The 13,342-nt window shown below is 47.1% G+C and carries 11 protein-coding genes; 5 read left to right on the top strand and 6 right to left on the bottom strand.

The genetic code is table 11. The features are described 5' to 3' along the window. Window positions 1-56: 56 nt before the first annotated feature. The 4 genes from IXB50_RS09020 to hpsE (IXB50_RS09005) form a co-directional block, all read right to left on the bottom strand. The gene (locus IXB50_RS09020; protein ID WP_215608629.1) at window positions 57-968 is read right to left on the bottom strand and encodes a sulfotransferase family protein; all 912 of its coding nucleotides are present in this window, start codon (window positions 966-968) and stop codon (window positions 57-59) included. A gap of 51 nt (window positions 969-1,019) precedes the next feature. Then, a complete protein-coding gene (locus tag IXB50_RS09015) occupies window positions 1,020-1,970 on the bottom strand; it encodes a glycosyltransferase family 2 protein (protein WP_215608628.1) in 951 nt (316 codons plus the stop codon). A gap of 73 nt (window positions 1,971-2,043) precedes the next feature. Beyond that, on the bottom strand, window positions 2,044-3,000 hold the full coding sequence (gene hpsE, locus IXB50_RS09010) for a hormogonium polysaccharide biosynthesis glycosyltransferase HpsE (protein ID WP_215608627.1): 957 nt from the start codon (window positions 2,998-3,000) through the stop codon (window positions 2,044-2,046). 141 nt (window positions 3,001-3,141) lie between these two features. Next, a complete protein-coding gene (gene hpsE, locus IXB50_RS09005; RefSeq protein ID WP_215608626.1) occupies window positions 3,142-4,149 on the bottom strand; it encodes a hormogonium polysaccharide biosynthesis glycosyltransferase HpsE in 1,008 nt (335 codons plus the stop codon). 717 nt (window positions 4,150-4,866) lie between these two features. Here hpsE (IXB50_RS09005) and nrdJ point away from each other — a divergent pair. The 5 genes from nrdJ to IXB50_RS08980 all read left to right on the top strand — a co-directional run bounded on the left by nrdJ (window position 4,867) and on the right by IXB50_RS08980 (window position 11,665). Beyond that, window positions 4,867-7,044, top strand: a complete 2,178-nt coding sequence (gene nrdJ, locus IXB50_RS09000) for a ribonucleoside-triphosphate reductase, adenosylcobalamin-dependent (RefSeq protein ID WP_215608625.1) — start codon at window positions 4,867-4,869, stop codon at window positions 7,042-7,044. 218 nt (window positions 7,045-7,262) lie between these two features. Further along, the gene (locus tag IXB50_RS08995; RefSeq protein WP_215608624.1) at window positions 7,263-8,018 is read left to right on the top strand and encodes a Uma2 family endonuclease; all 756 of its coding nucleotides are present in this window, start codon (window positions 7,263-7,265) and stop codon (window positions 8,016-8,018) included. A gap of 105 nt (window positions 8,019-8,123) precedes the next feature. Then, window positions 8,124-8,798, top strand: a complete 675-nt coding sequence (locus IXB50_RS08990) for an OB-fold-containig protein (protein ID WP_215608623.1) — start codon at window positions 8,124-8,126, stop codon at window positions 8,796-8,798. A gap of 52 nt (window positions 8,799-8,850) precedes the next feature. Further along, on the top strand, window positions 8,851-10,320 hold the full coding sequence (locus IXB50_RS08985) for a flotillin family protein (RefSeq protein WP_215608622.1): 1,470 nt from the start codon (window positions 8,851-8,853) through the stop codon (window positions 10,318-10,320). Between the two features lie 91 nt (window positions 10,321-10,411). Beyond that, window positions 10,412-11,665, top strand: coding sequence for a flotillin family protein (locus IXB50_RS08980; RefSeq protein ID WP_215608621.1), 1,254 nt, complete (start codon window positions 10,412-10,414; stop codon window positions 11,663-11,665). A gap of 103 nt (window positions 11,666-11,768) precedes the next feature. Here IXB50_RS08980 and IXB50_RS08975 read toward each other — a convergent pair whose 3' ends face one another. Both IXB50_RS08975 and IXB50_RS08970 read right to left on the bottom strand, forming a co-directional pair. Continuing rightward, the gene (locus tag IXB50_RS08975) at window positions 11,769-12,488 is read right to left on the bottom strand and encodes a phycobilisome rod-core linker polypeptide (RefSeq protein WP_215608620.1); all 720 of its coding nucleotides are present in this window, start codon (window positions 12,486-12,488) and stop codon (window positions 11,769-11,771) included. Between the two features lie 297 nt (window positions 12,489-12,785). Then, window positions 12,786-13,337, bottom strand: coding sequence for a PadR family transcriptional regulator (locus IXB50_RS08970; protein WP_215608619.1), 552 nt, complete (start codon window positions 13,335-13,337; stop codon window positions 12,786-12,788). Window positions 13,338-13,342 lie beyond the last annotated feature (5 nt).

The raw sequence follows: 13,342 nt of genomic DNA, 5'->3' as shown, positions 1-13,342 counted from the left end.
AGGCAAGCCGTAATAACAGGTAAGTCAAGGTTCGGTTCCCCCTACCCTCATATTAATTAATCATCCAACCAGGACGTCAGATCCAAGTCTAGTAAAGTTTGCAACTGCAAGATGTCAGCCTCAAACTCAGTCATTAATCGTCGACGAATAGAAGTTGTGAGCACTGGAGGCCGATCAATATTCTGTTTGTATGCACGAGTAGCCAACGGCTTTCGAACAGAGGCAGGTAAAATGTCTTTTAACATTTTTTTCAAGTAATTAGGTTGAGTGAGAAACTTATATAGCCAAACATTTTTGGGTTTAAAGGATATATTTTGTTTCTTGCCTATATCTGGCTGAAACGTATTATCAACCTCTAAAAATGTAAACATATCTCTCAAGGTCGTCATTGGATGGTCCCTCCAATCTTCATATAGGTATATTCTCAAATGCTCACGTTCAAACAGCTGAAAGTACCTTTTTAGCTGTTCTGAATAGCAACTAACACGCCTATAGTGCCAAGCAGGAGACCATCCTTCAGCTATCCTTTGAGGCTCAGCTTGAAGCGCTTCTTCAAAACTTTCAAGCTGTTCACGCCCTTCTCGTCTCATATGAAGAAAGTGGGAAAAAGCTCGATCAATTGGATGCCTTAAAATGGCAATTAGCTTCATTTCTGAATTATGAGCTTTAATGCATTGAGGAACATTATTTAGATAGAGATACATCGTAGATGACTCCCCTCGAAGCATGCCATCCTTAGCCTCTTTGAAAAGGTGTCTATACTCACTCAGCTGCGTTATCGAATTTTGACTCAGTGGAGCTTGATTGTCCCCTGGACCATTAAAGTTGGGAGAACAATGTTCAAAAGCGAAGAAATGTGGTTCTTTTACAGCACTCATAAACAGTTGAGGATGCTGACTTAGATAGGCATGTAGCGAAGTAGTACCACATTTAGGAGCTCCGATAATCAAGAAATCAGATAATTGCATAAGGTATAGGCATCATAGAATTTACAAATAATGCAAGTAAGTTGATGTTTTCTAAGAAGTCAGGGTTCTTTTTAATAGGTTGGATAGAGGTTTAGGCATAAGGTTTAAAGATATTTTAGAAAACATAATAAAGACAAATTTATATTGATCAACCAGAATCAAGGGTCTGTATAACACAAACAGGATCAGATACTTAAGGCCTCTCAACCTATTTTTTAGACTAACCTCCTCCTCGACCGTTCTTAGCATCAAATAGCGATAAAACCCTGAAAGTCTTTGACGTTTCAAATGCTTATATTTTCCTGGAGCCTGTGCAAATATTTTATTAATAAATTCAACCTGCTTCTTTTCATTTTCAGCAGTTTTTGACGTTATCGAGCCGGGCGTGACTCGATATTTCACTTGCACTTTAGGCACAGTAACAAAACGATATTTAGCAGCTATTTTTAAATATAGATCTAGATCTTGGCTACTTTCTAAGGACTCGTCAAAACAACCAACTTCTTTCAAGATATCTATGCGAATCAGGGGAGTAGAACCATTTTCCAAAAAGTTTGAGACTAACAATTTCGCATATGTATCTTCAATACTTTCTGACGTGATTACACGTTTACCAACACATAAAAAATCTCCACTGAAATTGATATAGTCTGACCAGCTATAAACTAAGCCTGCTGATGGCTCATGCTTAAATGCAGCTAGCTGGTCGGCTAATTTCCCAGTAGTCCAAATATCATCTGCGTCTAAAAAAGCAATAAAATCACCTTTTGCTTTGGCAATACCTCGATTACGAGTAGCAGCTGCTCCAGCATTCTCAAAAGATAGAATCCTGAGTCTTGGATCTTTGATGCCTTCGACAAGCTCAAGGGTTTTATCAGTAGAGCCATCATTAACAATGATCAGCTCAAAATCTGAGAAGGTCTGAGTTAGGACAGAGTCTATCGACTCCTGAATCGTTTTTTCTGAATTATATGCAGGGATAATGACAGAAATAATCGGCATCCTTGACATACCTGAAAACAACTCAGCTCATCCGAAAAATATCTGATTAGATAAATTTAAAGTCCATTCTTTGTTAGGCCGCCTGCCGATATAAGCTTTTGAATAAGTAAAAAAATGGACTTTTTAGATTACCCATATAAAAAGATAAGAGGCAGTCTGCTTCGATCGTTGAAATAGAGCGATGCCGGTATTTTATAAAATGTTTTATGATTCGTTTCAGACTACCTAAAGCAGATTTGAATAAAATCGCAGGCCGCTGCCAGTAAGCTGTCTCAATCATAAGTAGCTCACATGTACAAACCCCATAAGTATGGGTTATGGCCTTTAAATAAGCCCGCTCTAATCGCGATTGAGGAATAAAATGCTCAATCGTAGTGTACGGGTTATACCAAATTTCCCAATCAGCCTTAGCCATTCGCCAAGAGATTTCTGAATCATTGCCCCCACGTTGACTTCGGATTAATACTGGCGGAATACATTGCTCCCATGCCACACGTCGGACTACCAAGCCAGCACCTGGGGGAAACTGTAGTTGCTCTACTGGATAACGGTGAGGAGTATCCCCACGATCCCGAATCGCTAGAAAACCAAGCAATGGTTCCACATCCTCAGGTATCTCAGATTCAAATGAGCCTGAAATACGACCACCAAAAGCACCTGCCCGAGGATATTGCTGGGCAAACGCAACTATCTGATTAACCCAGTCAAGCGGAGGCCAGTTGTCATCATCAAGAAAAGCTATCAAGGCACCATCGGAATGATCAACGCCACACTGACGCGCATAAGCTAACCCCTGCTGTTGCTCAAACACATAATTTAGCGAACTTTTCTCTGACCAATCACGTTGGTATTTTCTGACTATCTCAGCAGTGCGATCGCTACTGTTGTTATCAACCACCACAATATTCCAACTAATGGCATCATCAACTTGCTGATGAGAAAGTCGATCTAGCACTTCAGGAATACGCTCTGCGCCATTATAAGTAGGCACTACAACTGAAAGTCTTACAGGTGATTGATGAGTTTGCATCGATCAAGGCCTACTAAAAAACGTCACGTAACGCCGTTGCTGACTTAGAGGATGAAACGATTGGGCAGAGAGGCTATTTGTCACACTCTTGCAGAGTGAATCATCCCGAGCATCAGCAACGCCAACGTAGCAATAGCTCAACTAATGCAGACGTCGCTTAATCAGGATGCCCCAAATGTAAAAAGGGCTCATCAAGCTACTGAGATAAAGCTGAAGCTCACATGCTAGTACGGTGTGGCTTTGGAGCTTTGCACCATGTAGCAACAGATGATGTAAAGCTTTACGCATATCATTAGCAACATAAACCCAAAACATAAACGGTCGCTGCCAGAAAGGCATATTTAGCATGCGAGTTACATGGCGACTAAGGCCGATCCCACGAAAAAAGGAAAGTAGGTAACTTCGCTGTAAGCGACAGGCAGGGATATGGTGCCAAACTTTCATAGCGGGATTGTGCCAAATTTCCCAGTTGCCTCGGCGAATGTGAGTAATGGCTTCTAGATCCTCGCCTGTAAGCATTTGCTCATCATGGCGACCGGTCAAAATTAGCTGCTTAGGCACGTGATTGAGCCAAGCTTTGCGACGCACGACTAGACCGGCTGAAGGTGGCAACACCCGTAAGCGGGGGCGATAAGCATGAGCCGTCCCCCCCCGCTGCGTGAGGGCGAAAAATGACTGAATACGATGAAAGTCATCCGGTAAAGCTCCATCGAACTGCCCATGGATTTGACTACCATAAGCTCCAACGGAGGGATGGTCCTGACCAAATTTGTAAGCGGCGGCTACCCAATCGTCTGCGGGTAAATTATCATCGTCCAAAAACCCTACCAACTCACTTCTCGCCTTCTCAATGGCCAGCTGACGAGCGTAGGCGGCTCCCTGACGACCTTCAAAAAAATAACGTAACGGAATTTCAGACGGCCAATTCTTTTGGTATTGCCTAACTACAGCCTCTGTAGAATCAGTACTGTTATTGTCAATTACAAAAACTTCCCACTGCACCTCATGGACATCAAGCTGCTGTTGCAGCCGGTCGAGAACAGCCGGAATGCGTTGAGCACCATCGTAGGTACAGATCACAATCGTAAAATCACATGGCCGTTGCACTGTCTCTGTAGAAGGAGAGGACAACACGACTGAATGGCTCATGGGCAATTGGTGGATTCACGGCATTGATACAGGGAAGTAGAACTAACTTCAGCAAAATCCTTCAAGGAATTCAACAATCTTATAAAAAGGGAGACAGCGCCATGGGCAAAGCATTCACGTATAAAGCATTATGAATGACTACCGTTGATCCGGTTGCTCACTACGTGATAATTAGCAACTTCCATTTGGAGCTTACCGGTAAATTCGGTAATTACCCTATTCCTTTAACCACTTTTCAGATTGCACCTACATCACAGCGTTGCAATTAGTTCCTAAAAATTAAGACTCAATTAGCACATTTAAACCCTTTAAAGGCTCATCTATGTCTAGGTGCGCTTGCGATTGCAGTCCCCCTGGGTTTGGCATAAATACATCTAACCAATAGTATTTGCGCCCCTCAACTCATATAGTCCCAGCAGCCAGTTAGTTCGGTTATTGGAATTGACTGATTTCCTTAGGAATTAGTTCTCCGGATTGAAAAATCACTACATCTAGCGTTTGTCCTAAAAGTAAGACGCTAGATTTTTTTAAGTGGGGGTGTTAGGCTTTATTTCCATGTGACCTAGCATATCTAGAGTGTTAACAATTGTTTGGGCCATCACAAGCGATATATGTGCTGTTTTTTGGCTTCAACAGCATCTACATGCCCCATCGTTAACGGCCACATGCCATTACTACACCCCTTAAATTCTAAAATTCGCAAGGAAGCTCGGACGAATGGTTCAAGAGTTAGAAAGACTACGAACGAAAACGCCTTTTCCTGAAACTGCACCAGCAGCCTACCCAGTGTTTTACCGCACCTACAGCCGCCGTTTGGATAATGGACAGCGGGAATCATGGTATGACGTATGCGATCGCACCCTAGACGGCCTCGTCGAACTCGGTAAGCTCACGGCTGATGAAAAGGCGCTGGTGCAACGAATGCAGCGAGAGCTCAAGGCATTGCCATCGGGTCGTTGGCTCTGGGTAGGGGGAACCGATTGGAGCAAGCAGCCAAAGAATTTTTCGGGGGCGTATAACTGCACTAGTACCAATGTGGTGGACTGGCGCTCCTTTGGTTTGATGATGGATCTGGCCATGATGGGCTGTGGTACTGGGGCAGTCCTAGAGCCTAAGTACATTGACCAGCTACCGATCATTCGTAATCGCCTGAGGATCACCATGGCAGGTGATGTCGGTACGACACCGGCAGGTCAGCGTCGGGAAGAAACCGAAGTAACCATTAACGGCAATCACGTGGAAATCCATGTGGGCGATAGCCGAAATGGTTGGGTGATGTCGTATCAGAAAATTTTAGAGCTCTCCAGCAATGCTGACTTTACAGGAGATGTAGAGGTTATTGTTGACCTGAGTGATGTTCGACCTGCGGGTGAGAAGCTCAAGGGGTTTGGTGGCATGGCCAACCCGGTAAAGCTGCCAGGACTATATGAGCGTTGCGCCAAAATTTTGACCAAGGCCATTGGTCGTCAGCTCAACTCCATTGAGTGCTGTTTATTAATTGATGAAGCCGCCGCTTGTGTCGTCGCTGGCAATATCCGTCGCTCGGCAGGAATGCGACAGTTTGATAGCCATGACGAGTTGGCTACTAACGCAAAAGATAATTTATGGCAGCAGGATGCTGCTGGCAACTGGCGCATTGACCCAGAACGGGATGCGCTGCGTATGGCTAACCACACGAGGGTCTTTCATACCAAACCATCCTTAGCGGAAATGACCGATGCGGTACGCAAACAGTTTTACTCCGGTGAGGGTGCAATCCAGTGGGCAGGGGAAGCTGAGCGTCGAGCCCAGGGTAAGGGACGCTATGGATTAAACCCTTGTGGTGAAATTTTGGGTCAGAATTTCCACTGCAATTTGGCGGAAATTCACCTAAATCAAATCGATCCGAAAAACACTCAGGAGCAGGAAGATGCTTTTCGGGCTGGCGGTATTGCTGTAGCTGCGCTGCTCAACCATCAGTTTATTGAGCCTCGCTACCAACAGTCACGCCTGGAGGATCCCATTGTTGGTGTATCTTTCACCGGTCTGTTTGACTTCTTTGTGCGGGCCTTTGGAGTTGAGTGGCTAAATTGGTGGGAAGCCGGTCGTCCGAATACCATGCAGGGTCTGGAATTTAAGGCCAAAGAGCAGGAATTCCTGAGCCGCTGGAAAACCATTGTCCATGAAACGGTTTGGGACTATTGCGATCGCAACGGTATCCAACGCCCCAACCGCTGCACCACCGTACAACCTGCGGGGACCAAGAGCCTGCTCAGTGGCGCGTCTTCCGGTTGGCATCCGCCCAAGTCCCAGCGCTTTATCCGTCGCATCACTTTCCGCAAGGATGATCCCGTAGCAAGGGCCTGTATCGACTACGGCTATTCGGTGATTCCGTCCCAGTCCGATAAGGATGAGAAGGGTAATCTGCTTAACGATCCATTTGACCCACGGTGTACCGAATGGTTAGTGGAAATGCCGGTAGAGGTACCTTGGGCCAACCTGCCCGGGGCCGATGAGGTGGCGATTGAAAAGTTCTCAGCTCTGGCTCAGTTCGATTTCTATATGCAGGTACAGGGTCACTACACCGCCCACAACACCTCGGCCACCATTGAGTTTCGTGAAAACGAAATTGAGCCCCTAGCCGAGCGCATCTATCAGGCGGTAGAAAATGATGAGGGCTATATTTCCTCAGCTCTACTAGCTCGTTTTGATGACCTGCAAACCTTCCCCCGTCTGCCCTTTGAGCCCATTGATAAGGTCCGGTACGAAGAGCTATGCAGCGAAGTGATCGGTCGTCGTACCACGGAGAATTTCCATGCGGCCCTAGAGCAGTATGACGCGGGTGAGTTAATCGAGGCCGGTCCTGCAGGCTGCGACTCTGATAAGTGTTTGCTTCCTGAAAAGAAGCCGAGTTAGAAGCGTGCCTTTCGACTCCGATCGAGGCACCCTTACCACTACAAGTTTCAACTTGGTGGAAGCAGCCAATGCTTCACCTCCAGTTGACTACAACCGGGCACTCCTGACGGGGTGCCTTTCTTATTGGTCGCCATTGCTAATGGGACCCCATTGCTAATGGGGCGTCATTGCTAAGCTATGATGAGTACATCTATTCTAATGGGAAACCTATAGGGACCATGGTCAGTACAGTTCCTACGTCTCAAACTGAGGCACAGACTACCATTGTCTATCCAAGTTCTGACGGCGAACCTGTGGCGGAAACGTTTGTCCATCTCTATGCCATGTTGGTCACCATTGAGGTATTGACCCAGTATCTTCAGGGTCAACGGGCCACGGTTCTAGGGAATCAATTCATGTATTACAACCAGGGCTTTCCCCGGATGCGGGTGGCTCCGGATGTAATGGTCATTTTTGGTGTAGAACCTGGCGGACGGGACAACTACAAAATTTGGGAAGAAGGGGAAGTGCCATCAGTCGTTTTCGAAATGACGTCCCAAGGGACCCGTAGCAAAGACGAAGTTTTTAAGAAAACTCTCTATGCTCAGTTAGGAGTTAAGGAATATTGGCTGTTTGATCCAAAGAATGAGTGGTTAGAGCCTGCTCTCCAGGGCTATCGCCTGCGAGGTGAGGACTATGAACCAATCAAGGATGGTATCAGTGAGCCCCTGAAACTGCGACTCGTCCATGAAGAACAGCTGATTGGTTTCTATCGGCAGGATAATGACGAACGACTGTTGATACCTAGCGAGCTAGCGGTGGCCCTGAAACAAGAGGCTATCGCTCGGCAGCAGGCAGAAAGACGCGCTGACGAGGAGCGCCAGCGCGCTGAAGCGGCAGAGCAGGCTCAGGCAAAAACGCAACAAAAATTAGAACAACTCCAAGCCAAGCTACAGGAGCTAGGTATTAACCCTGAGAACATTGACGGAGATTAAGTTTCTGTACGCCCTAACACGCTTGAATCGTTAAAAATTGTCGGGAATTTTGAGGTCACAGACTGTAGCTAGCTATCACTAGGGAATGAACCCTAAGGAGATACTGTGCAGTCAGTTTATTGGTTTTGTTTTGTCATCGGTGGCGTATTTGTTGCGATCGCAACCCTCGGCGGTGCCGGTGACACAGATTTTGATGCCGAGGCCGATGTTGATTTTGATGCCGATTTTGACGCGGACGCAGAAATTGATTTAGACGGCAGTCTAGATCTAGACGGAGATGCTCCAGACGTAGACTTCGATGCGCAAGTAGACACCGACCTACAGCTCCTACGAAAAGTTAAAGGAGCTTACGTATTTAGCCTTAACATCCTCACCAGTTTCAAATTCTGGACCGTTGGCGGATTTTTCTTTGGCCTTACTGGTCTGAGCCTCGGTTGGGTTCAACCCAATTGGCCCGATCAGCTCATCTTTATTACCGCCTTAATCATGGGCATGTTGCTAGGGGGTACCTTGGCTATCACCCTGCGCCATCTAGCTCGCCGCCATGCCGATAGCCTCATCCGCACCGAAGATTTTGCCGGACGATTAGGCATCGTCGAACTTCCCTTTGACTCCAAAAGTAAGGGAAAAGTGCGGCTGGAACTACGCGGTAGCGTATTGCACATGATGGCACTAACGGACGACACCAAACAGTTCGTTCCGGGAGACAAAGTACTCGTTGTCAATGTTGAAAACAACCGCCTTTGGGTCGTTTCAGACGAAACCGCTGCACAGCGTTGAACTTGGTCGTTGCTGAGCAGCAACGCGAATCTGTAATCCTTTATTTCAAACCATGACACACAATCCATTCTTGCTGGGACAGGCTAGTCCACAACCGGCAAGTGACCAAAAATTATTAGCCCAGGCCGAAACAACCAGTTACGAAGTTGCCCAAGCCTTCCCGATTACGCCAGCAAGTCAAAGCACAGCTCAAGTAGGCGCGGTCCTCGGTGGAAGTGCCCTAATGCTAGGTCTCATTGGCGTTGGCGTATTGATCGCTGTACTCAAGACTTGTCTAAGGATTTGTAACCCCAACCAGATCTTAATCATCTCGGGTCGCAAGTACAAAAACAAAAGGGGCCAGAATGTTGGCTATCGCGTCGTCTTTGGCGGCCGCACTCTGGTAGTGCCCATCATTGAACGGGTACAAAGCATGGACATGACCACCATGCCCATTCCAGTAGAAGTAACCAACGCCTATGCCAAAGGGGGTACACCGCTAAATATTCAGGCTATTGCCAATGTTAAAATTTCCAGCAATCGCAGCGTCGTCGGGAACGCCATTGAACGATTTTTAGGTCGCAATCGCTCTGAAATTCGTCGAGTAGTCAGGGAAACCCTAGAAGGTAACTTGCGCGGCGTGGTGGCATTGCTCACCCCAGAGCAAGTCAACGAAGACCGGATGAACTTTGCCGAACGCATCGCGGCTGATGTCGCCAAAGACTTAAGCAAACTAGGGCTGCATTTAGATACGCTCAAGATCCAGAGCGTCACTGACGATATGGACTACCTCAGTTCTATTGGCCGTCGCCAAATTGCCAATATCATTCGTGATGCTGAGATTGCCGAATCTGAGGCTGTCGGTGAAGCAGACCGGATTGAAGCCGACTGCCAAAAGCAGGCTGAAGTGGCAAAAACCCAGGCCCTCACCGTTGTCCAGCAACAGCAAAATGAACTGCGTAAAATCAAAGCTGAATTAGAGGAACGGGCTAAATCCGAAGAGGAACGCACCACCGCTGCCGGTAAGGAAGCGCGGGCGCGGGCTGAACAGCAGCTACAAACTGTGCGTGCGGAACTAGAGCGCCTCCGCCTAGAAGCCGATGAAGTCTTGCCAGCACGGGCGGCTAAGCGGGCCCAAGAGCTGAATGCCAAGGGACAAGCCGCTGCCCTCGAAGAGAATGCCAAAGCCGCTGCCCTCGTCAACGATATGCTAGCTGCAGTTTGGGCTGAAACCGGAACCGATGCCACCCAGGTCTTCTTGATTCAACAGATTGACATGGTGCTGAAAGAAGCCGCCAAGATTCCTGCTCGCATTCATCTCAAACATATCAACGTCATCGACAACGGCGACGGTCAATCGATCGCCAGCCTGGTCAATGTTTATCCTGATGTAGTGCGTCAGTTCCTCAAGCAAGTAGACGACACCTTGGGGATCGACGTTACCGGCACCTTACACCAAAATTTAGACTTTCAGCGTCGTTTAGAGCCTGCAACAATCTCTCCTGTTGCGTCTATCGAGCCCACCATAGAGGGCGATAACTAGTGCCAACTTTAATTCTTCTGTTCCTTATTTTGGTCGGTAGTTCTGTAATTACCCACCTACTTATCCGTAACTTCGTGGAGGGCAATCACTCATGCCAGGTTTAGTTCTTTTACTCGTTATTCTCGGTGGTGGCTCTGGGGTTATTTCCCTGATCATCCGCAACCTATACTACATCTGTCAGCCCAATGAAGTGCTGATCTTTGCAGGTGCACAGCAACGATTGGGACAAAAAACAGTCGGATATCGTCTAGTCAAAGGTGGCAGCAGCATTCGTAAACCCCTGGTAGAAAAGGCGCTGCGCATGGACTTGACTAACATGATCATCGAGCTCAAGGTAACCAATGCCTACTCCAAAGGGGGCATCCCTCTCCAGGTAGACGGGGTGGCCAACATTAAGGTTGCTGGTGAAGAGCCCGCCATTCACAATGCCATTGAGAGATTGTTGGGCAAGAGTCGAAAAGAGATTGAAAAGATTGCCAAAGAGACTCTCGAAGGAAATCTCCGGGGCGTTCTCGCTAGCCTCACACCGGAACAGGTGAATGAAGATAAAATTGCCTTTGCCAAAAGCCTCTTAGACGAAGCAGAAGAGGATCTCGAAAAGCTCGGTTTAGTGCTTGATACCCTGCAAATTCAGAACATTTCTGATAATGTACGCTATCTAGACTCCATCGGTCGTAAACAGCAGGCTCAGCTCCAGCGAGATGCTCGCATTGCAGAAGCCAAAGCCAAAGCAGCTTCTGCGATCCAAACTGCTGAAAATGAAAAGATTACGGCTGTCCGTCGCATTGACCGTGATACTGGCATTGCCGAAGCAGAAGCTGAACGTCGGATCCAAGACGCACTGACCAAACGTGGAGCCGTCGTTGCTGAGGTAGAAGCTGAAATTGCCTCTGAACTGGTGCGTTTTCAGTCAGATATTCCGGTTCAGCAAGAGCGTATAAAACAGATTACGGAACAGCTAAAGGCGGATGTAATTGCGCCAGCCGAAGCTGAATGCAAGCGGTCTATTGAAGCTGCTAAGGGTGATGCTGCTCAGATTATTGAGGATGGTAAAGCCCAGGCTGAAGGTACGAAGCAACTGGCTGAATCGTGGCGGGCAGCGGGGGAAAATGCTCGCGATATTTTCTTGTTGCAAAAGCTGGAAACGCTGCTGAAGACCTTGAGTGCGACGGTGCCTGAGGTAAATGTGCAAAACGTCACTGTGATCGATGGGCAAACCGGGGGTACAGCCAAGCAGGCTATTGCCGTTATGGAACAGCTCAAACAGACTACCGGCCTAGATATTGCTAGTGCGGTGAACAATCTTACCAGTGGAGCCGCCCAGCGATTACCAGAAGGGAAATAAGGGTCTTGGCATAGATCACTAATACACAATAGGGGCAGGTAGCATTTACCTGCCCCTATTGTGTTGATGTCAAACCGATAAAGATATTACGGTTAGAACGTCATTACATGTGGCCAGCAGTAATTGCACCCAGGGCAACTGTTAGCAATAAACGAGTAACCTCGATAACACCCGCTACAGTCAAAACTGCACCAATCTTACGAATGATGGCTGGGGGCATATTGCCTTCCCATAATGGGTTAGCTGCACCAACAAAATTAAACTGGTTTTCGTTACCTTCACCCTGATAACGCTTGCTGCTAAGCTCCTTGGGCAGAGCAGGCAGGTCTTGATCGCTGGGAGATAACTTGATGGAACGACGCCCAGGCACCTGATAGGGGCCAAATGCAGCTACATACTCATCAGAGCCAGTCAACTTATCAGCAAAGGAACGAATCCCTTCGGATGCTAATAGGGAACTCCACTTGAATACTTCCGACTGAATTGCAGGTCGACCCAATACTCGCTCAAAGCAAAGTTGAACAAAGCGATAGTTACTATTAGTAGCCAGGATATAGTTGACAAACATATCGGAGCAAAGTAACTCACGTACCAACTCCTGGGTAGTAATCTCGCCGTTGAGATAAGCAGAGTCTAGGGATGCGTTGTGATGGAAATCAATATTGCGATTGTCTTTGAAGAGACGACGATAAACCGCCTGGAGGCAGTCTGCTTTATCCATTACCGAAAATGTCTTAATGCCGCTAGCATCGCCATTTTCTAAGCGGAGACCGCCATTCATGGATATGGGGATGACCTGATTGTTATTGGCAAGTGTCTGCATTTTGTAATTAATTTTTTATAAATGGACAAGCAGGCCTTCATATGACCTTCAGTCAAAGATATTTTAGTGATAATCTGCGCCTTACATACATAAATCGATAAGTATATTTACTCAATTTATTTCATTATATTTCATTGTCTTGAGAAGCCGACATATAAGCTGGACAATATGCCGATTACAAACCCTGAGCCGTGTTGACAGTAAAAGATTCCTGAAAACCTATTAGATTTGTCATGTTTTCCCTATAGTTTGCCAGGAAGCATATTAATAGCTGTGCGATCGCACTATCCCATCAGATCAAGTCGGTTGTGCCGCATCATATTGCTCCAGAAAGGCAAGCACATCAGCACACCATTCCAGCCAGCTTGTTTCGTAAGCAATTCCTCGTTTTAGAGTGAGGTACTTAAACTGCAGCTCAACCGAAGGATCAAGCTCGGCTAAACATAGCGCCTCTTTAGTCCGGTACTCGTCCAACTGAGCTTGATGTAATGCCTGGCGATGATGTAACTCTTTCAGCAACATCTCACGGGGCATTTTGTAACCAATCATCACCTTCACTAACAAATCTTCTCGGATTGGGGTCCGCTCCGTGGGTTCTGCATACCAGCGAGTCAGCTCAGCCCAGCCCGACTCTGTGATGCTGTAAATCTTTTTATCTGGCCTACCCTCCTGGGGCACTTTCTCAAAACTAGCCCAGCCCTGGGACTTCATTTTTGCCAGCTCCCGATATACCTGCTGCTGGGTCGCTTTCCAATAACAGCTCAGCCCTTCGTCAAAGCGTTTACTAATGTCGTATCCGCTGTCGGGTCGCTGGGCTAACAACGCCAGGATGGTATGGGCTAGGGCCATAGAGT

Origin of the sequence: Leptothoe spongobia TAU-MAC 1115 (assembly GCF_018739885.1) — a bacterium.
In the GTDB taxonomy this organism is placed as follows: domain Bacteria; phylum Cyanobacteriota; class Cyanobacteriia; order Phormidesmidales; family Phormidesmidaceae; genus Leptothoe; species Leptothoe spongobia.
Note: the sequence above shows the minus strand (reverse complement) of the source record. Positions and strands in the feature narration are given on the sequence as shown.